This window comes from Sphingomonas sp. BK235 (genome assembly GCF_004345855.1).
Lineage (GTDB): Bacteria > Pseudomonadota > Alphaproteobacteria > Sphingomonadales > Sphingomonadaceae > Sphingomonas.
The window spans coordinates 32,832-54,788 of record NZ_SLXN01000005.1; the positions used below are offsets into that span (position 1 = coordinate 32,832).

A 21,957-nucleotide genomic window follows, 5' to 3' on the forward strand; every position below is an offset into this window, starting at 1 on the left:
CCGGTAGGGGCGGGATCGGGCCGCGCGCAAGCGCCGTTGCGACGAGGCGTTACGTCGCGCCGAGCAGTGCGCGCACCTGGCTGGCGAGCAGGGTCGGCTCGAACGGCTTGGCGATCACGGCGATCGCCCCCACCGCGTCGTAGCGCTCGCGATCCGAGGGGCGGACCGCGGCGGTGAGAAAGGCGATCGGTGGCCGCGCGCGCGCGTTCGCTGCCAGCGCGGTGGCGAAGGCGACCCCGTCCATGTCGGGCAGATGATTGTCGATCAGGATCAGATCGGGCCGCGGCGCGCGCGACAGCCGGTCGAGCGCCGCGCGGCCGCTCGGCATGGCGATCACCTCCAGCTGCGGGTCGAGCTGGAGGCTGAGACTGACGATCGCGGCGATGTCCGGATCGTCCTCGACGAGCATGACGACCTTGAAGGCCGCGGGTTGGCGCATGAACTCCCTCTACCCTGTGGTACCGGGCACCACCTCGCGAGCCGGAGGGGGCTGCGTCAACCCAAAGCCGTGTCACCTAGGTTATGCGCACGGCAGCATCGGCGTCACAGCGTGACGCGGATGCTGCCCATCACGCGGCGCGGCTCGCCATAATAGCCGCCCGCGCCGCCGAACGAGAATTGCACGTTGCGGTAATAGCCGTGGTCGAACAGGTTGGTGACGTTGACGCTGGCGGTGGCGCGCTCGGTCAGCCGGTAGCGCGCGAGCAGGTCGACCAGCGCATAGCCGCGCTGCGACACCTCGCCGGGCACCAGGATCGGCGCGCCGTTCGCGCCGAAGCGGCCCGAGGGCGCGTTGCCGACGCTGTAGATCCGCGACTGCGCCGAGACGCCGCCGCCGATCGTCAGCCGCTCGCCCGGCAGCCGATAGGTGGTGTAGACCCGGCCGATATGGAGCGGGAATTGCGGGTTGATCCGCACCCCGAAGCGATCGCGCGAGCGCGCATAGGTGTAGCTGCCGTTGAGCGACCAGCCCGGCAGCGGCTCGCCCGCCAGTTCGAGCTCGCCGCCCCAGGTCTTGACCCCCGAGATCGAGAGCGACGGGGTCAGGTTGCCGGGCAGCGAGTTGGGCACCGCGTCGGGATCGACGATCGTCAGATTGTCCTGCCGGATGTGGAAGCCCGCGGCGGAGACGGTGAAGGCCTGGCCGAACGGCGTCAGCTTCACCCCCGCCTCGTAATTGGCACCGACGGTGGGGGGCAGGATGTCGTTGGCGCGGTTGCGCGCGGACACCGGATTGAACACGCTGGCATAGCTGGCGTAGAGCGAGATCGCGCCGGTGAGGTCCGCGACCACGCCGCCATAGGGTGCCCAGCGGCGCTCGCGCTGGATGTTGCTGGGCGCGTCGGGCAGCAGCGTGCCGGCGGTGTCATAGTCGTTCCGGTCGGCGCGATAGTCGGTGTAGCGCGCGCCCGCGATGATCTTGAGCCAGTCGGCGGGGTTGAGCCGCACGACGCCATAGCCGCCGGTCTGGCGCACGTCCTGCGAGAACAGCAGCGCGTCGGTGCGCACGATCGGCGGCGGCGCGAAGCTGGGGATCCACGGGTCGATGTCATAGCCGGGCACGGCGGCGGGATAGTTGGACGGTGGCGTGCCGAAGGCGCTGCGGCCGGCCGAGAGGTCGCGCTCGAAATGGTTGGCGCCCAGCACCAGCTCGTGCTCGCGGCCGAACAAAGTCACCTTGCCCGCGACATAGCCGTCGAGCGCGTCCTCATTCTGGTCGACCTCGCCGTAGAAGCTGAACGGCGCGACGCGCAGGATGCCGTCGCGGGTCGGGAAGCCGCCGGGGATGTTGAACAATGTGCTGTCATTGTCGGCGCGGCGGCCGTTGTAGCTCAGCCGCGCGACCCAGCGCGTGCCGATGTCCTGCTCGATCGCGCCGAACACCGTGGTGGTCTCGCGCAGCCACTGGTTCCACGGCGCCGCGCCGGTGAAGGAGCGCGGGAAGTCGGTGCGCGTGCCGTCGTCGTAGAACAGCGGCACCGAGCCCCAGCCGGCGCCCTGCGAGTCGGTGCGCAGGTAATCGGCGCCGACGCGCAGCCGCGTGTGCGGGGTCACGTCCCACTCGATCGTGCCGTACAGGACGGGGACGCGATCGTGCTGGAGGTCGATGTACGATTCGCGGTCGCTATAGGCCGCGACCACGCGCGCGCGCACCGAGCCGTCGGCGGTGACCGGCCCGCCGATGTCGCCTTCCATGCGATAGCTCGAGAAGCTGCCCGCCTGGAGGTTGAAATAGCCGTGGAACTCGCGCGGGGCGCGCTTGCGCACCAGGTTGATCGTCGCCGAGGGGTCGCCCACCCCGGTCACCAGCCCGGCGGCGCCGCGGATCACCTCGACGCGATCGTAGATGGCGATGTCGCTGATCGGCGAGTTCTCGTAGCCGCTCACCTGATAGATCGTCGGCACGCCATCGTTCTGGAAGTTGCGCACCGCGAAGCCGCGGATGTTGAAGTTGGTGCGGTTGCTGTCGATCGACGAGACCGTCACGCCCGGGGTCTGCGCGAGCACCTCGGTGATCGTCGTCAGGTTGAAGTCCTCGATGCGCTGGCGATCGACCACGGTGACCGACTGCGGCGTCTCCTTCAGCGTCAGCGGCAGCTTGGTGGAGGTGGTGGGGCGGATGTCCTTCTCGCCGGTGACGACGATGTCCTGATCCTGCGGGTCCTCGGCGGCGGGCGCGGCGGCATCGGCCGGCGCCGCCGCGGCGGGAGCGGCGGCGACCCAGGTCGACAAGACGAGCGCGATCGTTCGCAGGCCAGGACCAGCCAGCATGTGCATTCCCCGATTTCAGTTGCTATTCGCTCGCGTTAGCGGCTGCCTCCGGGTCGGTAAAGCGTTTTTGCGATAGGTTCGCAGCAGAAGGTCGCGACGCCGGCCTTGCGCCGGGCGGCGCGCTCCTGTTCTCTGGCGACGACGAGGACAACGGGGAGCGAGCGGATGGCGACGGGGCGGGGGGCGGCGCGACGCGCGGGCAAGGCGATCGCGGCACTGGCGCTGGCGGCGGGGTGCTGGGCCGCCGCCCCGCGCGCGGACGAGGCAGGCAACCCGCTGATCCCCGGCTATTTCGCCGATCCCTCGATCGTCCGGCACGCGGGCGAATGGTTCGTCTTCGCGACGATCGATCCCTGGGGCGGCGACACGCTGGGGCTGTGGCGCTCGCGCGACCTGCGCCACTGGACCTTCTCCACCCCGAACTGGCCGACCAAGGCGGCGGCGACCAGCCCGACCTCGGGCAAGAGCAAGGTCTGGGCGCCCTCGGTGGTGCGCGGTCGCGACGGGCGCTATTGGATGTACGTCTCGGTCGGCAACGAGATCTGGGTCGGCACCGCGCCGCATCCCGCCGGGCCGTGGCGCGACGCCAACGGCGGCAAACCGCTGGTCCCCGCGGACTACCGCCCCGGCCTCCACATGATCGACGCCGAGGCGTTCGTGGACGACGACGGGCAGGCGTATCTCTACTGGGGATCGGGGCTCAACTGGGTCAACGGCCATTGTTTCGTGGTGCGGCTCCGGCCCGACATGGTGACCTTCGACGGCGAGCCGCGCGACGTCACCCCGGCGCATTATTTCGAGGCGCCGTTCATGCTCAAGCGCAACGGCCGGTACTTCCTGACCTACAGCTGGGGGAACACCACCACCGACACCTATCAGGTGCGCTACGCGGTGGGTGACTCGCCGCTGGGGCCGTTCACCGAGCCCGAGGACGCGCCGATCCTGTCGACCGATCGCGCGCGCGGGGTGATCAGCCCGGGGCATCACGCGGTGTTCCGCGCGGGCGAACAGGACCTGATCCTCTACCATCGCCAGGCCCTGCCCTTCGTCGCGGGCGGGCCGGTGCGCCGCCAGATCGCGGTCGACCGGCTGGAGGTGGACGGCGACCGGCTGGCGCGCGTGGTGCCGACCCGCGCCGGCCCGCCGATCGCGGGCGCCGCGCCGCGCCGCGCGCCGGGGCGCCGCGCATCGCTGCGCGCCTCGGCGGCGGAGCCGGGGCATGACGCCGCCGCGGCGGGCGACGACGATTACGCCACCACCTGGCGCGCGCCCGCGGGTGCGTGGCTCCAGGCCGATCTCGGCGCGGTCGCGGCGGTGGGGGAGAGCCTGATCCTCCCCGCCACCCCGGCGACGCCGCTGCGCTTCACGATGTCGACCTCGCAGGACGGGCGGCGCTGGCGGCAGGTGGCGGCGCCGCACGCGGCGACGGGGTCGCCGATCCGGCTGCGCGCGCCGGGCGCGGCGCGCTACGTCCGCCTCGACTTCCCCGAGGGGGCGGACGTGGTCGAGTGGCGCTTCGCGCGCTGACGGGAGATCCCTCTGGTGTGAACCGGCGGGTGCTCCTGCGAGCACGAGACCTTTGCACCATTCCCCCGTCATCCCGGCCTGGCGCCGGGATCCATCTCTCCGCGAGAGCAACGCCGACGGCTCTCGCGGCACCATGGATCCCGGGTCGAGCCCGGGATGACGGGGGCAAGCCGCTTCCGCGACAATGAACCTTTTGCGTCCGGCATCCACCGTGCCGCAGACCAACCGCACGTCGTTCTCGCGAAGGCCGGAGCACGTCCGGGACGACGGGAGAGGAAGAGCACCGCGCCGCCCCGGCGGATCAGCCGAGCGGCCCCGCGATGCGGATCGTCGTGCCCACGTCGACGGTGGAGACGACGTCGACCTGCGCGTCATGCGCCACCACCACCTGGCGGACGAGATGGAGGCCCACCCCGGTGCCGCTCTCCTTGGTGGTGAAGAAGGGCAGGAACATGTCGCGCGCCACCGCCGCGGGCATGCCGCAGCCATTGTCCTCCACCTCGATCATCGCGCCGTCGCGCGTCGCCGCGATGCGCAGCACGACGCGGCGGCGGTCGGGGCGGTCGCTCGCCTGCGCGGCGTTGCGCAGCAGGTTGATCACCGCCTGGCCGAGCAGATCGGGATCGGCGTCGAGCAGGAGCCCCGCCTCGACCTCGCACGCCAGTCGATGGTCGAGCCAGTCGGCCGCGAACAGCCGCGCCAGCTCCTGCGCGAAGGCGGCGGCGGCGAAGCGGCGCCGCCGCGGCTGCATCGGCCGCGCCACCTCGCGATAGCTGTCGACGAACCGCCGCGTCGCCTCGGCGCGGCGCGCGAGCGTCAGCACCGCCAGCCGCGCCTCGTCGAGCTCGACCGGATCCTCCCCCAGCAGCACCGTCGCGGTGCCGGCGAGCGAAACGATCGGGGTCAGCGAGTTGAGGATCTCATGCGTCAGCACGCGCACGATCGCGGCCTGCGCCGCCACCTCCACCGCGTCGAGCGTCTGCTGGATCGGCTCCACCGTCACCGCGCCGACCGTCACCCCCAGCCGCGCGAGGCTGGCGCGGCGCACCAGAGCGCGCTGCGTCGCGCCGTGCAGCGTCAGCCGCACGATCTGCTGCCGCTGCGCGCCGCCCGCGGTGTCGGCGAGGATCGCGCCGAGCTCGGCACCGAAGGGCGCGAAGCGCGCCGCGTCGCCCTCGGTCGCGCCCCCGAACAGCGCGCGCGCGGCCTTGTTGCCCAGCCGCACCTGCCCGCCCTCGATCAGCAGCAGCGCGATCGGCACGTCGTCGAGCAGCGCCTCGAGGAAGCGCAGCTCGGCCATGTCGTGCGCGCGCCCCTGCTGGAGCGTGCGCATCACCGTGTCGAGCGCGGCGCCGAGCCGCGCGGTGCTGCCGCCGCGCGCGCGCGGCATCCGCGCGGTGGCGTCGCCGAGCCGGATCTCCTCGACGAAGCGCGCCAGCGCGATCTGGGTGCGGTGGACGTGGCGCAGCAGCCCGGCGAGGCCCAGCGCGACGCCGCCCGCCGCGACCAGCAGCGTCGCCGCGCCGCCGCCATGCGCCAGCCCCCACGCCCCCGCCGCGATCGCGGCCGCCAGCAGCGCGGTCCAGCCCAGCGCGATCGCGGTGAAGCGCGCGTCAGAGCCCATGTTTTTCCATGCGGCGATACAGCGCCGCGCGCGACAGGCCGAGCTCGCCCGCCGCGCCCGAGATGTTATAGCCGTGCTTGCGCAGCGCCGCCTCGACCAGCCGGCGCTCGACGCGCTCGAGGTTGAGGTCGTCGCCGCCGCCGTCGGCCAGCGCGGCGCCGGCGAACGGGGCCGCGCCGCTGGGCTCGACGCCGAAGTCCTGCGGCGCGAGCGGGGCGTCGCCGCCCATGATGACCGCGCGCTCGACCGCGTGGCGCAGCGCGCGGACGTTGCCCGGCCAGTCCGCCGCGGCGAGCGCCGCCAGCGTGTCGCGCGCCAGCACGGGGACGGGCCGGTCGTAGCGCTCGGCGTAGCGCGCGGCATAATGCGCGACGAGCTCGGGCACGTCCTCGCGGCGCTCGCGCAGCGCGGGCAGCTCGATCTCCACCGTGTTGAGCCGGAACAGCAGATCCTGGCGGAAATGCCGCGGGTCGCGCAGCGCGGCGGGCAGCATGTTGGTCGCCGCGATCACGCGGATGTCGACCGGCACCGGCCGGTTGGCGCCGACCGGGGTGACCTGGCGCTGCTCCAGCGCGGTGAGCAGCTTGGGCTGGAGGTGGAGCGGCAGGTTGCCGATCTCGTCGAGGAACAGCGTCCCGCCGTCGGCGGCCTGGATGCGCCCGACGCGATCGGCGCGCGCGTCGGTGAAGGCGCCTTTGACATGGCCGAACAGCTCGGAATCGATCAGCTCGGGCGCGATCGCGCCGAGATCCAGCGTCACCATCAGTTTGTCCGCGCGGCGCGACTGGGCGTGGAGCGCGCGCGCGACCAGTTCCTTGCCCGTGCCATTCTCGCCCAGCACGAGGATGTTGGCGTCGGTGGGCGCGGCGCGCGCGACCAGCGACTGGATCCGCGCCATCGCGGGCGAGCCGCCGATCAGCGGCCAGGCGGCGGAGGGCACCACCGGCACCTGCGCGGCGCGCGGCAGCGCGCGCCGCGACGCGCCCAGCGCGGCGGCGCTGCGCACGCTGGTGAGCAGCCGGTCGTTCGACCAGGGCTTGGCGACGAAATCGGCCGCGCCGCGCTTCATCGCCTCCACCGCGACCTGCACCCCCGCGTGCGCGGTGATCATCACGACGATCTGTCCGGGATCGTCGCGCAGCAGCGCGTCGAGCAGCGCCAGCCCCTCGACCGAGTCGGTCGCGCCGCGCGCGAAATTGGCGTCCAGCAGCACCACGTCGGGGCGCCGCTCGGCGACGAGCGCGCGCGCCGTCTCGGGCGAGAGGCACGTCGCCACTTCCGCGAACACCGCGCGCAGCGCCAGCCGCGCCGCGGTCAATATGTCGGGGTCGTCGTCGATGACGACGCACAGGGGGTAGCGCTCCTGCTGCATAAGGCCGTTCTCGTACAATGGCTGTCCGGGATCGGACAAACAAAAGCCGTGCCAGTCGCCGCGCGGCGCGGGCGCGCGCGCTGGCACGGAAGCTGCAACGCGGCCGGCGATGACACGGACAGCGGATCGGCGGGACATGGTTCAAGGGCGGAGAAGGGGAGCGGCACTGGTCGCGGCGGTGCTGCTGGCGCTGCTGCTGTTCGACGGCCTGCGCTGGCGCGCGGCGACGGGCGGGTGGCAGGTGCGGCTCGAGACGAGCACGTTCCGCCTCTCGATCAGCACGGGGGCGCCGACTGTCCGCGATCGGTCACTCCTGTCCGATATCGGACAGTCGCTGGTGCGGCGGGCGGCGGCGCGGTGACGGTGCGGCTGCAACGCCCCGTCGCGGTCGGCCCCGCGCTGCCCGAGCGCCCCGTCACCGGCGGCGCGATGGACCGCGTGGTCGCGCGGCGCGGGCCGCCGCGCTGGACCTATGCCGCCGCGGCGGCGCTGGTGGCGGTGCTGCTGGCGGCGGCGTTCTGGCGCTATGCGCCGCGCGGCGACACCCAGTCGATCGCGCGCGACCGGCTGACGATCGCGCGCGTCGGCAACGGCACGTTCGACGATTTCATCCCGCTGCGCGCGCGCGTCACCCCGCTGCTGACGGTGTTCCTCGACGCCATCGAGGGCGGGCGGGTCGAGAAGATCCTGGTCGAGGACGGCGTGACGCTCGCCGCGGGCCAGCCGATCGTCGAGCTCTCCAACGCCGAGCTGCAGCTCTCCACGCTCGCGCGCCAGACCGAGGTGGAGCAGCAGATCAACAACATGCGCAGCCAGGAGCTGGCGCTGTCGCAGACGCGGCTCACCAACGAGCGCGCGCTGCTGGAGGCGCGGCTGGGATTGCAGCGCGCGCGCCGCCAATATGAGCGCGAGGCGCCGCTCGCCGCCAAGGGCTTCGTCGCGGGGCGCGTCTTCGCCGACACCGGCGACCAGTTCGATTACGAGAAGCAGCGTTACGCCGCGGTGAGCCGCAGCCAGTCGACCGACGAGCGGTTGCAGACCAGCCAGCTCGCGCAGCAGCGCGCCTCGATCGCGTCGATGCAGGCGGGGCTCGACATCGCGCGCGCCAATCTCGCCGCGCTGAAGCTGCGCGCGCCGGTGGCGGGCAAATTGTCGGGCTTCGACCTCCAGGTCGGCCAGAGCCTCGCGCGCGGCGAGCGGCTCGGCCAGATCGACAGCCCGGGGCGCAACAAGCTGATCGCGGGCGTCGACGAATTCTATCTCGGCCGCGTCGCGCTGGACCAGCGCGCGCGCGTCGAGGTGACGGGGCGCAGCTATGCCGCGCGCGTCTCCAAGATCTACCCGCAGGTGAAGGACGGCCAGTTCCAGGTCGACCTCCAGTTCGTCGGCGACGAACCCGCGGGGATCCAGCGCGGCCAGACGCTCCAGGCCAAGGTGACGCTGGGCGATCCCACGCCCGCACGGCTGATCCCCAACGGCGCCTTCTACGCCGAGAGCGGCGGGCGCTTCGTCTTCGTCGTCGACCCCGACGGGCGCGGCGCGACCAAGCGCGCGGTGCGGCTCGGCCGCCGCAACGCCGCCGTGGTCGAGGTGCTCGAGGGGCTCGATCCCGGCGAGCGCGTCATCACCTCCCCCTACACCGGGTTCGCCGACAAGGATCGGCTCGACCTCTCCGCGCGAAAGGAATGACCATGTTGCAGATGCGCCAGCTCTCCCGCGTCTACCAGGCCGACATGATCGAGACGACCGCGCTCGACGCGATCGACCTCGACGTCGCGGCGGGCGAGTTCGTCGCGATCATGGGCCCGTCCGGCTGCGGCAAGTCCACCCTGCTCAACCTGATCGGGATGCTCGACCGGCCCAGCGGCGGCTCCTATCTGTTCGACGGGCAGGAGGTGGCGGGGCTCGGCGAGGCCGCGCTGGCGGCGGTGCGCAAGGCCAATCTCGGCTTCATCTTCCAGAGCTTCAACCTGATCGACGAGCTCACCGTGCGCGAGAATGTCGAGCTGGCGCTGCTGTACCACGACGTTCCCGCGAGCGAGCGGCGCCGCCGCGCCGAGCAGGTGATGGACCGCGTCGGCATCGCGCATCGCGCGCGGCACCGCCCGAGCCAGCTCTCGGGCGGGCAGCAGCAGCGCGTCGCGGTGGCGCGCGCGCTGGTGGCCGAGCCCAAGCTGATCCTCGCCGACGAGCCGACCGGCAATCTCGACACCAGCCACGGCGAGGAGGTGATGCGGATGCTCCAGTCGCTCAACGCGCAGGGGGCGACGATCGTGATGGTCACCCACTCGCCCGCGCACGCCGATTATGCCGGCCGCGTCGTCAACATGCTCGACGGCCGCATCCTCCAGCAGCGCCGCCGCGCCGCCTGATCCCCACCATCTGATCCCGACCATCTGACCCCGACCATCTGACCGGAGCCCGTCGCATGTGGCGCAACTACATCCTCGTCGGCCTGCGCGCGCTGGCCAAGAGCCGCGCCTATGCGGTCATCAACATCGCCGGCCTCGCGCTGGGGCTGGCGGCCTGTCTGATGATCCTGCTCTACGTCCGCTACGAGACGAGCTACGACGCCTGGATGGAGGAGGGTGACCGCGCCTTCCAGTTCCAGACCTATTATCAGGCGACCGACGACGGCAGCGAGGAGATGAAGCTCCAGGTCAGCTCGATCGTCGCCGGGCGCGCGCTCGCCAAGGATTACCCCGACCAGATCGAGCGGCTGGTGTGGGTGCGCAGCTTCTCGCCGATCGTGATCCAGGACGGCGAGGCCGCCGAGCTGGAGGATCTGCGCATGGCGGACGGCAATCTGTTCGAGATCATGAAGGTGCCGTTCGTGCGCGGCAGCGCCGCCACCGCGCTGCCCGACGGCCATTCGATCGCGCTGAGCGAGAGCGAGGCGCGCCGCCGCTTCGGCGCGGCCGACCCGATCGGGCGCACGCTGACGATCGTCGACAACACCGGGCCGGTGGATTACCGTGTCACCGCGGTGTTCCGCGACTGGCCGCGCCATTCCAGCTTCACCGCCAGGGCGGTCGCGCGCTTCGACCTGGAGGCGCAGTTCGCCGACCGGCGCGAGCAGCTGGCGCTGTGGGACAATCAGCAGGGCTGGAACTTCGTGCGGCTGCGCTCGCCCGCCGATGCCGCGCTGATCCAGGCGCGGATGCCCGCCTGGGAGAAGCGCAACATCCCCGACAACCGTAGCGACGGCGAGCGCAGCAACCCGGGCGATTACACCGACTTCCGCCTGACCCCGCTGCGTGACGTCCATCTCGGCGAGGCGCAGCGCGCCTCGGCCACGCCCGGCAACGACCGCGTGACGGTCGCGACCTTCGGCGTGATCGCGCTGCTGATCCTGGGGATGGCCTGCGTCAACTTCACCAACATGGCCACCGCGCGCGCCTCGCAGCGCGCGCGCGAGGTGGCGCTGCGCAAGGTGCTGGGCGCCAGCCGCGCGCAGCTGATCGTCCAGTTCCTCGGCGAGGCGGTGATGGTGACCGCGATCGCGATGCTGCTCGCGCTCGCGCTGGTGGAGCTGCTGCTGCCGACCTTCAACGCCTTCCTCCACGCCGACATGGTGCTGCCCTATGTCGGTCCGGGCGGGGTGCTGCCGATGGTGGTCGCGCTGACGCTCGGGGTGGGGGTGCTCGCGGGGGTGTATCCGGCCTTCTACCTCGCGCGGTTCGAGCCCGCCCGCATCCTCAAGGCCAACACTTCCGCCGCCGACGCGCACGGGTCGGGGCGGCTGCGCGGCGCGCTGGTGATCGGCCAGTTCGCAGTGTCGATCGGGCTGATCGTCTGCACCGCGGTGATCTACGGCCAGACCGTCTACGCGCGCACCGTCGACGCGGGCTATCAGCGCGACGGGCTGCTCCAGGTCGGCAATCTCGGCTTTCGCGGCGTCGACGGGCGCGACCAGCAGGTCACCGAGCAGGTGCGGCGCCTGCCCGGCGTGATCGCGGCGGCGCGCACCCAGATCGCGGTGGCGCCGCAGAACAACACGTCGGTGTCGGTCTATCGCGCCGGGCGCAGCGACGGCGGCGTCACGCTGGGCCGCTACGCGGTGGAGGTCGGCTTCTTCCGCGCGATGGGGATGAAGCTGGCGGCGGGGCGCGACTTCTCCGAGGCGATCGGGCGCGACGACGCCACCACGCCGCCGCGGCTCGACCAGGCCGCGGAGCGCGCCTTCGTCGCGCGCGGCGCCAACGTCGTCGTCACGCGCGAGGCGGCGCGGCGGCTCGGCTTCGCCACCCCCGCCGCCGCGATCGGCCAGCAGCTCCGCGCCGGCCTGTCGCTGCCCGGCTACGGGCTGGTGCCGGTGACGATCGTGGGCGTGGTGGAGGACGCGCGCTTCCGCTCGCTCCGCGACCCGCTCCAGCCGATCGTCTATGTGATGCAGCGCAATGACTTCAGCCAATTGATCGTGCGCTTCACCGGCGACCCCGCGGCGGCGCGCGAGGCGGTGGAGCAGGTATGGCAGCGCAACGTGCCGCAGGTGCCGTTCGCTGGCCGCTTCGGCGACGACATCGTCCGCGAGCTCTACGCGCGCGAGGAGGCGCGCGGCCGGTTGTTCGCGGGCTTCGCGCTGCTGGCGGTGGTGATCGGCTGCCTCGGGCTGTTCGGGCTCGCCGCCTTCACCGCGGACCGGCGCACCAAGGAGATCGGGATCCGCAAGGTGCTGGGCGCGCGCACGATCGATATCGTGCGGCTGCTGGTGTGGCAGTTCAGCCGGCCGGTGCTGATCGCCAATTTGATCGCCTGGCCGATCGCCTGGTGGATGATGCGCGACTGGCTCAACGGCTTCGACCAGCGCATCGCGCTCACCCCGCTGCCCTTCCTGCTCGGCGGCGGGCTGGCGCTGGTGATCGCGGTGCTGACCGTCGGCGGCCATGCGCTGCGCGTCGCGCGGACCAGCCCGGTGCGCGCGCTGCGCTACGAATGAGCGCGGCGCCGCGGGCTCAGGCGGGCGACGATGGCGTATGTGGCAGATCGCGCCGGCGGCTATAGTCTGATCCACCTCGATTGAACCGTGCTCCGGCGAACGCCGGAGCCCAGGACCGCGGGCGTGACCCTCGTGGCGCTGGGCTCCTGCGTCCGCAGGAGCACTTCGCTGGTTCGAATCATCTGGACCACGCGCCAGCATGACCCACCGCGCCGGCCACGCCCCGTAACGGCGGCGCTGCGCGGACAAATCGGGCGCGAACCCGCGCGCGCGCCGATCGTTGGTGCCGCGCCTTCGGGAGCATCCGTGGTGATGATGGCCTCCAGACGTTCGACCGCCCCGGCGGGTCGCGCCCCGCGCGCGCCCGGCCGCTCGGCGTGCGCGCGTCCACGGCCGCCCCGCCCGCGGGCGATGATGACAATGGTAACGCGATAGGGAGGGATCGGGGCGTCCGGCGGCGCGAAACCGCTGCCCGCCGCCGCCCCGCCCCAGTTAGGGTTGCACCCAGATAAAAGGAGGGACGTCCATGAAGAGGCTTGCTCTGCTCGTTCTCGCCACGCTCGCCGCGACGCCGGCGGCGGCGGCGAACATCGTCACCAATGCCGGGTTCGAGAACGGCGCCACCGGATGGTATGTCGATCCCACGCCGGGGTCGGGCGCGCTCATCACCGCCTTCGCCGGCGCGGGCCGCGCGAGCGACGGCTATGCGGTGTCGGGCTGCGTCGGCGCGGCCTGTACCGCGAGCTATGGCGGCGGCTTCTACATCGGACAGGCGCTGACCACGGTGGCGGGCTCCAGCTATGATCTCAGCCTCTGGGTCGCCGAGACCGCGGCGGGGACGAGCGGCTTCTCGGTCTACTGGAACGGCGCGCTCGTCGACCTGATCGCCGACCCCAACCACGACAGCGCGCGCTACGACCTCGACACCGACCGCTACGTCACCAGCTATCGCCAGTTCACCTTCAAGAACCTGCTGGCGACCGGCGGCGCCACCGACCTGCGCATCCACGGGCGGCAGGACCAGGGCGGCATCCTGTTCGACGACGTGTCGGTCACCGCCGCGGGCGCGCCCGGCGCGGTGCCCGAGCCGGCGACCTGGGCGATGATGCTGATCGGCTTCGCGGGCATCGGCCAGGCGCTGCGGCGGCGTCGCACCGCGGTGGCGGCGCCGCGGCACGCCTGACGATCGGACCGACCGGCGCGCCAGGCGCGTCCTCTATGCGGGAGAGTGGATCATGTGGAACGAGATGAGCGGCGGTCGCCGCACAAGTGGCGTCGCGCTGGCGCTGGGCGCGGCGCTCGCGGGCGCGTCGGTGAGCGCGAGCGCGGCGGCGCAGACCCCCTTCGAGGTCACGGTGGTGGCCGATTTCAGCGCGCCCTGGGCGATGGCGTTCCTGCCCGACGGGCGGATGCTGGTGACCGAGAAGGCGGGCCGGCTGCTGCTCGTCTCCGCCGACGGCAAGCAGCAGCAGACCATCGCCAATATCCCGGTGAGCTCGGCCGGGCAGGGCGGGTTGATGGACGTGGTCGTCGCGCCCGATTTCGCCACCACGCGCCGCGTCTATCTGAGCTATTCGGCCGAGGGCGAGGGCGGCAAGGGCGTGGTGCTGGCGCGCGGCACGCTGTCGAGCAGCGGCAGCGTGCCGCAACTGGCGGGGTTGCAGACCTTGTACCGCGCCGCCCCGTTGCTCGCGGGTGACGGGCATTTCTCGGGCCGGATCGCCTTCTCGCCCGACGGCCGCTACCTGTTCTTCACCGCGGGCGAGCGGCAGCAGTTCACCCCGTCGCAGGACAAGCGCCAGTCGCTCGGCAAGGTGCTGCGGCTCACCCCCGACGGGCGGCCGGCACCGGGCAACCCGCTCGCCGCGCAGGGCTTCCTGCCCGAGATCTGGAGCTACGGGCACCGCAACCTGCTCGGCATCGCGTTCGATCCGCAGGGCAATCTGTGGCAGAACGAGATGGGGCCGAAGGGCGGCGACGAGCTCAACCTCGTCCGCCCCGCGCGCAACTATGGCTGGCCCAACGCCTCCAACGGCTCGCATTACGACGGCCGCGACATCCCCGACCATCGCGCGGGCGACGGCTATGAGGCGCCCAAGGTGTGGTGGAACCCCTCGGTCTCGCCCGCGGGGCTGATGATCTATACCGGCCGGCTGTTCCCGCAGTGGCGCGGCGACGCGTTCATGGGCGGGCTGTCGTCGCGCGCGCTGATCCGCGTCGACCTCAACGGCACCGCGGCGAGCAAGGGCGACCAATGGGCCATGAACGCGCGCATCCGCGACGTGGAGCAAGGCCCCGACGGCGCGATCTACCTGCTGGAGGACGGCAACACGCAGGGCCGGCTGCTCCGGCTGACCCCGCGCTCCTGAGCCGCCCCGCGCCCCGCGCGCTCCGGCGGTGACGCCGGCACGCGCGGGGTCGCTGCGGCCGGGGCGCTCAGGCGGTGACGTCGGCGCGGGCGGGGTCGCTGCGGCCGGGGCGACCGTCCTCGCCGCGGCCGGCGAAGCGCATCAGCGGCGCGGCGCCGTCGTCGAGCCGCAGCACGATGTCATACCACAGGCCGCTCGGCCGCACGTCCCATGCCTGTTCGACCGTGGCGCCGGGCGCGATCCGGTGCGTGTGCGCGTCGCGCGCATAGGTCTGCGCCGCGACGTGCAGCGTGCGTGCGGCGCTGCCCGTGTTGGTGGCGGCGACGAGGAACCGCCCGCTCGCCGGATCGAAGCCGCCCGACAGCTCCAGCGCCGCCGCGGCGAGATCGCTCACCCACAGCTCGTGGAGATAGCCGTTGGGGCCGTGGAGCCGCAGCCGCCGCGGCACGTCGCGGCGCAGCGGCAGCGCCTCGTCCAGCGCCGCGCCCGCGCCGACGGTGTAGAAGCGCCGCGGCTCGTCCTCCGCGCTCGACTGGAGCGAGAAGGTCGCGCCCGCGCTGCCGTGGTTCTCGATCCGCAGCAGCAGCCGGTCGCCCGCCGCGTCGACGCGCAGCGCGGTGCGCACGCGATAGGGCAGAGCGCGCGCGGGGCGCTGGCCGGGCTCCTGCCGCGCCGTGCCCGCCTGCGCCGGCGGCGCCGGGCGCCGCGCCGCCCGGCCCGCGCGCGCCGCGGCGGGATAGTCGCGCGTCTCGGGCCAGGCCGGGAGCTGCCGGTCGGGCTGCGCGAAGTCGAACGCGCCGGTGAGGTCGCCCATCGCGGCGCGGCGCCACGGCGTGATATTGGGCTCCATCACCCCGAAGCGCCGCTCCATGAAGCGGATGATCGACGTGTGGTCGAACTGTTCGGAGGTGACCCAGCCGCCCTTGCTCCACGGCGACACCACCAGCATCGGCACGCGCGGGCCGACGCCGAGCGGATCGCCGCCGAACGTCTCGCCGCGCAGGTCGATCGTGGCGCGCCCCAGCGACGGGGTGACCGGCGGGATCGCCGGCGGGACGTGATCGAAGAAGCCGTCATTCTCGTCATAGGTGACGAACAGAGCGGTGCGCGCCCAGACCGCGGGATCGGCGGTCAGCGCCTCGAGCAGGCGCGCGGTGAAATACTGGCCATATTCCATCCCCTGCGCCTCGGGATGCTCGCAGACCTCATAGGGCGCGACGATCCACGACACCTGTGGCAGCGTGCCCTGTTCGACGTCGCGCCGCACCGCCGCGACGAGATGCTCGCCCTCCGACGCGGCGGCATTGTCCGCGGTCGACCCCGGCACGATCGCGCGCGCGCGGCGGTACAGCGGATCGGTCGGGTCGAGCCCGCGGAACGCCTTGAAATAGGCGAGCGCGTTGTCGCCGTAATTGTCGTGCTCCTGGTACACGCGCCAGCTCACCCCGGCGCGCTCCAGCCGCTCGGCATAGCTGGTCCAGGGATAGCCCGCGAAGGCGCGGTCGTCGCGCCCGGCATCGCCGGTCCAATTGCCGTCGTCGACGTTGGACCCGACGTGGCGCCCTTCCTGCCCGACCGACAGCCCGCTGGTGCCGGTGAACAGGAACATGCGATTGGGGTTGGTCGAGCCGAACACCGAGCAATGATAGGCGTCGCAGATCGTGAAGGCGTCGGCGAGCGCGTAATAGAAGGGCAGGTCGCGGCGATCGTGATAGCCCATCGTCAGCGCGGTCTTGCGCTCGATCCAGGCGTCATAGTCGCGCCACAGCGCGTGCGGCCCGCGCCAGCCGTGGTCGAGGCTGGTCATCGCATTGTTGTGGTGCCCGTCGGCGTTGAGCCGGAACGGCGACACCGTGGTCGCCGCGCCGCGCGTGAGCGGCTGGTGCCACACCGCGCGCCCGCCGGGGAGCAGCAGCGGGCGCGGGTCGTCGAACCCGCGCACGCCGCGCAGCGCGCCGAAATAATGGTCGAACGAGCGGTTCTCCTGCATCAGCACGACGACATGATCGACGTCCGCGATCGTGCCGCTGCGGCGCCGCGCGGGCAGCGCGAGCGCGCGAGCGATCGGCGTGCCCGCCGCTCCCGCCGCCGCGGCGGCGAGCGTGGCGCGCAGCACGGCGCGTCGATCGGTGACCATGTCCGCCGCTCCTCCGCAACGCCGGCGCGCGGTAACGCGCCGGTCTGGCGCGTCCCTGTCATCCCCGGCGGCGCGCGATGCAAGCCGTGCCGCTATCGCGCCAGGATGACGCTGGTGCGTCGGCACGATGAAAGACGCGTGACTCGCGCGACCTGCCTGCCACCTGACGAGACGCGCGGGCGCGACGATGACGGCCATCATGTGGCCGGACCGGCTCTTAATCGCTTCGTTAATCAATCTGCCCTTAGGTTCCGCGCGGGCCACGCTGACGGGAGGCGGACCGGTGAGACGAGGATGGCTGCTGCGCCGACGCCGATTGTCCTTCGCGGGGCAGATCGCGCTGAGCTACGTCGCGGCGGCGATGATCCTCATCACCGCGCTGTGCGGCTTCGGCATCGTCCAGGCGCGCGAGCAGGATCGCGCGCAGACCGCCGCCACCAAGCGCGCGATCGAACAGGCGCTCGACGGCAAGGCCATGTCGTTCCGCAGCTGGCTCAAGGGCTATGCTTTGTGGGACGATCTGTACCGCCACGCGGTGCTGGGGCACGACCCGGTCTGGCTCGACGCCAATATCGGGCCGGGGGTGTGGAAGGTCTTCACCATCCCGATGAGCGGGGTGTTCGTCGTCGATCGCACCGGCGCGCAGCATTATGGCTATTGGGCGCGCGGGGCGAGCCCGCGGCTGAGCGACTTCGCCGGGCTGGACCTGCGCCGCCAGCTCGGGCTGTCCGACCATAACGAGCGCCCGCTGGTGTCGCGCGTGTCGCTCGCGGGGCGGCCCTATTTCTTCGGCGTCGCGCCGATCCGCCCGACCTCGCACGGGCTCGCCAGCGCGACCGCGGCGCCGCGCTATCTCATCATGCTGCAACCGATCGCGGGCGAGCTGACCAGCGAGATCGGCGCGGCGATGGCGATCACGGGGCTGCGCTGGCTGCCCGACATCGCGGGCAGCGACCTGCCCCAGGTCGACGTGCTGCGTCGCGCGGAGGCGACCGGGCGGCTGACGTGGCAGCAGGCGCTGCCCGGCACCGCGATGCTGCGCGCGGCGGTGCTGCCCGCGCTGCTGCTGGTGGCGCTGACGCTGGCGATCGGGGTGATGCAATATGGCCGCGCGCGCGGGCTGGCGCGGCTGTTGTCCGCGCAGCAGCGCCAGGCCGAGGAGGAGGCGGACAAGAGCCGCGTCGCCGCCGCCACCGCGAGCGACGCGCGGGCCGCGGCGGAGCGGCTGGTCGAACAGCTGCGCCAGAAGGAGAGCACGGTGGCGCTGCTGTCGCGCGAGCGCGACCGCGAACAGGCGCTGCGCAAACAGGAGGTGGAGCAGCAGTCCGCGCGCACGCTGACCTTGTTCGAGAGCGAGTTCAGCACGGTGCTGCGCCCGATCGCGGCGATCGCGGAGACGCTCGACCGCCAGGCCGCCGCCTTGGAGCGCGAGGCGGTGGCGGGCGACCGCGCCGCGGCGGTGGCGTCGGAGCGGACCAAGGCGACCGCCGAGGTGGTCGGCCGCGTGGTGAAGGACAGCGCGCAGCTCGAGGTCGCGACCCAGGGGCTGGAGGCGGATATCGCGCGCGCCGCGGAAGTGACGCTGGAGGCGCAGCGGATCAGCGTCGAGCTGGTGGCGCGGCTCCAGCAGCTCGGCACGCGCGCGCGCGGGGTGGAGGACGTGATCGACTCGGTCGGCGAGATCGCGGCGCGGATCAACCTGCTCGCGCTCAACGCGCGGATCGAGGCGAGCCGCGCGGGCGCGGCGGGGCTGGGCTTCGCGGTGCTGGCGGACGAGGTGAAGCAGCTCGCCGAATCCACCGCGCGCCAGGTCGCGCAGATCGCCGGGGTGCTGCGCGAGATCAAGGGGCAGGGCGAATCCGCCGCGGCGGGGGCGGAAACGATCGGCGAGATGATGGACGCCTCCGCCGCGGCGACGCATTCGTCGCGCCGCGCGCTCGACGTGCAGGCGGCGATCGTGCGCGCGCTGGGGCTGATCGCGTCGGACGCGGCGGTGCATGTCACCGACTCGGATCGCGCCTTCGACGATCTGGCGCGGCTGGTGGGATCGTCGGAGACGATGGCGCGCTCGGTCAACGTCGCGGCGCACGAGCTGAGCCAGCGCTCGGACTCGCTGCGCGAGAGCGCGCTGCGCTTCACCGGACGGCTGCGCCAGCCCGCGGGCTGAGCCGGATCACGCCGGACGCAGCAGGCGCAGGCTGAGGTCCAGCGGGGCGGCGGTGGCGGCGCTCGACCGGGCCTCCGCGCGCCACTGCGTCCCCGCGCGCGCGCCGGCCAGCGCGAGCGTGACCAGATCGAACGCGAAGAAGCCGAATATCGACGGACCGGGCGCGTGCTTGTGGATGGTGAGCTCGCCCGAGAAGGTCTCGCCCGCGCTCGTCACCGCCCCCTCCCACCAGTGCAGGCTGTCCCCGCCGAGCAGCGTACCGTCGCGCAGCAGCGCCACCCCCTGCGCCGCACTCGCGGCGCGCGTGACACGGAGCAGGTACAGCCCGTTCTCCATCCTCGATCCTTCGCCGGCGATCACCGCCCTTTGTCGCTAACCTACCCATTTAATTGATCTTTCCAACGCTTTTGGCGCGCCAGCCGATCGCGGAGAGGCGCGGGAACCGGCGGCTTGACAGCGTGACGCTCTTTGTGTACAAAAGAAGAACATCGAGATGATGTGAGTCGGGCCGGGCGGCGCGGGGCGATCCCCGCCGTGCCGGCCCGACGTGCGTCGAGCGGCACCGCCGCGACGCATGCTCGACATCCATGGATCGGACGACGGGAGGCGCGCGATGGGGCAGGACGCGGCACGCGACACGGACTCGCGCGCGCAGGCGGCGGCGCGGGACGGCGCGGCGGTGACGACACGGCTCGACGCGCGCGCGCGCAGCCGCTTCCTCGATCGGCTGGCGATGACCGGCTGCGACCGTGACGCGGCGGCGGCGGCGGGGATCGATCCCGCCGCCGCTTACGCGCTGCGACGGCGCAGCGCGCGCTTCGCCGCGGATTGGCGCGAGGCGCTCGCGCTCGGTTACGAGCGGCTCGAGACCGCGATGCTGCGGCGGCTGCTCGACCCCGCGCGCGCGTTCGACCTCGCGGGCGCGCTGACCGTGCTCGACCGCCGCCGCGCCGCCACCGCCGCCGCGCCCGGCGACCCCGCGCGCGCCGCGTCGCCGCGTCGCCGCGCCGGCGCCAAGGGGCTGAGCCCCGAAGGCAACGAGCTGTTGCGGCGCTTGCAGCACCACGCCGACGCGCTCGCGGCGTCCGACGCGCCCGGCCACGGGGCGGAGGCGGCGTGCGACGCTGCGCCTGCGGGTGGTGCGGCAGGGGCGCGCGGGATCGGCGCCGAGACGCCGCGGCGCCCCTCGCGCGCGCGCCTTGTCGACGGAAGCGCGACCCCTGCGGCCGAGGCGCCGCGGGGCGACACGCCGCCCTTCGACGCGGCGGGGCCTGAGGTGGGTGAGCCGGAGGTGGCGGGGCGCGAGGTGGCGGAGGTTGAGGTGGCGGGAGATGAGGTAGCGGGCGACGTTCCGGCTGCGACCGACGAGGCGGCGCTGACGCGACGCGACGGCGCGCGCGCGGCGTCCTCCGACGGCATTGCTTCGCCGGCGCGACCGCTCGCGCCCGGCGCGATCGCGGCGGCGGGTGGGGGCGACACTTTTCCTGCCGGCGTGGGCGGCGACGACGACGGCGCCCCCGTGCAAGGCGGCGACGCGGCGGCGTGGCGCGCGCGCCCGCTCGCCGCGCTCCCGCCGGATCGCCGCGCGACGGCGCGGCCCGATGGCAGCGCCGGCCCTCCCGATTCCGCCCGCGCGGACGACGCCGCGCCCGCGTCCCTCGCCGCCGCGCGCGCGCTGCCGCGGGTCTGGGCATGACCGCGCCGCTGCGTCACACGCTCGCCGCGCTGCACCAGGTCGCCGCGGCAGAGCGCGCGCGGATCATCGGCGCGCTCGATCCCGTCGCGCTGCGCCGGCTGCTCGACGAATGGGCCGCCTGGGCGCATCCGGGGCAGCTCGCCCCCGCGGGCGACTGGCGGGTGTGGCTGCTCCAGGCGGGGCGCGGCTTCGGCAAGACGCGCGCGGGGGCGGAATGGGTCAGCGCGATGGCGCGCGCGGTGCCCGCGGCGCGGATCGCGCTGGTCGGCGCCACGCTCGACGACGCGCGCCAGGTGATGGTGGAAGGCCCCAGCGGCGTGCTCGCGGTGGCGCGGCACGGCGAGCCGGTGGCGTGGCGCCCCGCCGCGGGCGAGCTGCGCTTCGCCAGCGGTGCCAGCGCGCGCGTCTATTCCGCCGCCGCGCCCGAGTCGCTGCGCGGGCCGGAGCATCATTTCGCCTGGGCCGACGAGCTCGGCAAATGGGCCGCCCCCGCCGCCTGGGACAATCTGCTGCTCGGGCTGCGCGCCGGCGCCGCGCCGCGCGCGCTGGTGACGACCACCCCGCGCGCCACCCTGCTGCTGCGGCGGCTGGTCGCGGCGACGGACACCGCGGTGACGCGCGGGCGCACGCGCGACAATCCGCATCTGCCCGCCGCCTTCGTCCGCGCGGTGGAGGCGAGCTATGGCGGCACCCGGCTGGGGCGGCAGGAGCTCGACGGCGAGCTGATCGCGGATGCCGCGGGGGCGCTGTGGCCGCGCGCGCTGATCGAGCGCCAGCGCGCCGCGCATTTGCCCGCGCTGGTGCGCGTGGTGGTGGGGGTGGATCCCCCGGCGGGGAGCGAGGGCGACGCCTGCGGCATCGTCGCCGCCGCGCTGGGGCGCGACGGCAATGGCTATGTGCTGGAGGACGCGAGCCTGGTGGGCGCCAGCCCGGAGCGCTGGGCGCGCGCGGTCGCGGCCTGCGCCGCGCGCAATGCCGCCGAGCGCGTCGTCGCCGAGGCCAATCAGGGCGGCGACATGGTGGCGCAGGTGCTGCGCGCGGCGGACGCGGCGCTGCCGCTGCGGCTGGTCCATGCCACGCGCGGCAAGGTGGCGCGCGCCGAGCCGGTGGCGGCGCTCTACGAGGCGGGGCGGGTGTGGCACGCGCGCGCCTTCCCCGCGCTGGAGGACGAGCTGGCGGGGCTGGTCGCCGGGGGCGGCTATGCCGGGCCGGGGCGCTCGCCCGATCGCGCCGACGCCTGCGTCTGGGCGCTCACCGCGCTGTTGCTGGGCGAGGGCGGGGGCTGGGTCGTGCGGGTGCGCGTGCTGTGATCGCGGGGACGACGACGCGCCGGCGCGGTGCCGACGCGTCGTCG

General features: G+C 73.2%; 16 protein-coding genes. 10 read left to right on the top strand and 6 right to left on the bottom strand.

Annotated features, from left to right (window positions below; genetic code table 11):
• Positions 1-49 precede the first annotated feature (49 nt).
• Both EV292_RS13840 and EV292_RS13845 read right to left on the bottom strand, forming a co-directional pair.
• Positions 50-439, bottom strand: a complete 390-nt coding sequence (locus EV292_RS13840) for a response regulator (protein WP_132909830.1) — start codon at positions 437-439, stop codon at positions 50-52.
• Positions 440-543: 104 nt separating this feature from the next.
• A complete protein-coding gene (locus EV292_RS13845; RefSeq protein ID WP_165927113.1) occupies positions 544-2,772 on the bottom strand; it encodes a TonB-dependent siderophore receptor in 2,229 nt (742 codons plus the stop codon).
• Between the two features lie 165 nt (positions 2,773-2,937).
• On the opposite strand from EV292_RS13845, the gene EV292_RS13850 reads away from it, so the two are divergent.
• Positions 2,938-4,299 (top strand): family 43 glycosylhydrolase, encoded by a 1,362-nt coding sequence (locus tag EV292_RS13850; RefSeq protein WP_132909832.1) that lies wholly within the window; start codon positions 2,938-2,940, stop codon positions 4,297-4,299.
• Between the two features lie 301 nt (positions 4,300-4,600).
• Here the strand turns inward: EV292_RS13850 and EV292_RS13855 are convergent, their stop codons facing one another.
• Complete coding sequence (locus EV292_RS13855; RefSeq protein WP_132909833.1) at positions 4,601-5,923, bottom strand: ATP-binding protein; 1,323 nt, start codon at positions 5,921-5,923, stop codon at positions 4,601-4,603.
• On the bottom strand, positions 5,913-7,295 hold the full coding sequence (locus tag EV292_RS13860; protein ID WP_207913440.1) for a sigma-54 dependent transcriptional regulator: 1,383 nt from the start codon (positions 7,293-7,295) through the stop codon (positions 5,913-5,915). The genes EV292_RS13855 and EV292_RS13860 overlap by 11 nt, the downstream gene beginning before the upstream one ends.
• Before the next feature lie 136 nt (positions 7,296-7,431).
• Here EV292_RS13860 and EV292_RS13865 point away from each other — a divergent pair, with 136 nt between their 5' ends.
• From EV292_RS13865 to EV292_RS13890, 6 genes are all read left to right on the top strand, one after another.
• Positions 7,432-7,656: a hypothetical protein gene (locus EV292_RS13865; RefSeq protein WP_132909834.1), complete on the top strand. Its 225-nt coding sequence runs from the start codon at positions 7,432-7,434 to the stop codon at positions 7,654-7,656.
• On the top strand, positions 7,653-8,984 hold the full coding sequence (locus EV292_RS13870; protein ID WP_243693775.1) for an HlyD family efflux transporter periplasmic adaptor subunit: 1,332 nt from the start codon (positions 7,653-7,655) through the stop codon (positions 8,982-8,984). Before EV292_RS13865 ends, EV292_RS13870 begins: the two co-directional genes overlap by 4 nt.
• 2 nt (positions 8,985-8,986) lie before the next feature.
• On the top strand, positions 8,987-9,667 hold the full coding sequence (locus EV292_RS13875; RefSeq protein WP_132909835.1) for an ABC transporter ATP-binding protein: 681 nt from the start codon (positions 8,987-8,989) through the stop codon (positions 9,665-9,667).
• Between the two features lie 56 nt (positions 9,668-9,723).
• Positions 9,724-12,234, top strand: a complete 2,511-nt coding sequence (locus EV292_RS13880; protein ID WP_132909836.1) for an FtsX-like permease family protein — start codon at positions 9,724-9,726, stop codon at positions 12,232-12,234.
• 526 nt (positions 12,235-12,760) lie between these two features.
• Positions 12,761-13,417, top strand: coding sequence for a PEPxxWA-CTERM sorting domain-containing protein (locus tag EV292_RS23130; RefSeq protein ID WP_243693776.1), 657 nt, complete (start codon positions 12,761-12,763; stop codon positions 13,415-13,417).
• 52 nt (positions 13,418-13,469) lie between these two features.
• Positions 13,470-14,603: a PQQ-dependent sugar dehydrogenase gene (locus EV292_RS13890; RefSeq protein WP_243693777.1), complete on the top strand. Its 1,134-nt coding sequence runs from the start codon at positions 13,470-13,472 to the stop codon at positions 14,601-14,603.
• A 67-nt stretch (positions 14,604-14,670) separates the two neighbouring features.
• On the opposite strand, the gene EV292_RS13895 is transcribed toward EV292_RS13890, so the two are convergent.
• Positions 14,671-16,740: a phospholipase C, phosphocholine-specific gene (locus tag EV292_RS13895; protein WP_132909837.1), complete on the bottom strand. Its 2,070-nt coding sequence runs from the start codon at positions 16,738-16,740 to the stop codon at positions 14,671-14,673.
• A gap of 283 nt (positions 16,741-17,023) precedes the next feature.
• On the opposite strand from EV292_RS13895, the gene EV292_RS13900 reads away from it, so the two are divergent.
• The gene (locus tag EV292_RS13900; RefSeq protein WP_165927114.1) at positions 17,024-18,907 is read left to right on the top strand and encodes a methyl-accepting chemotaxis protein; all 1,884 of its coding nucleotides are present in this window, start codon (positions 17,024-17,026) and stop codon (positions 18,905-18,907) included.
• A 6-nt stretch (positions 18,908-18,913) separates the two neighbouring features.
• Here the strand turns inward: EV292_RS13900 and EV292_RS13905 are convergent, their stop codons facing one another.
• Positions 18,914-19,243, bottom strand: a complete 330-nt coding sequence (locus tag EV292_RS13905) for a GrlR family regulatory protein (protein WP_132909839.1) — start codon at positions 19,241-19,243, stop codon at positions 18,914-18,916.
• 277 nt (positions 19,244-19,520) lie between these two features.
• On the opposite strand from EV292_RS13905, the gene EV292_RS13910 reads away from it, so the two are divergent.
• Together EV292_RS13910 and EV292_RS13915 are read left to right on the top strand one after the other, a co-directional pair.
• Positions 19,521-20,603 (top strand): hypothetical protein, encoded by a 1,083-nt coding sequence (locus EV292_RS13910; protein ID WP_165927115.1) that lies wholly within the window; start codon positions 19,521-19,523, stop codon positions 20,601-20,603.
• Entirely contained in the window at positions 20,600-21,913 is a 1,314-nt protein-coding gene (locus EV292_RS13915) for a terminase family protein (protein ID WP_132909841.1), read from the top strand. The genes EV292_RS13910 and EV292_RS13915 overlap by 4 nt, the downstream gene beginning before the upstream one ends.
• Positions 21,914-21,957: the final 44 nt, after the last annotated feature.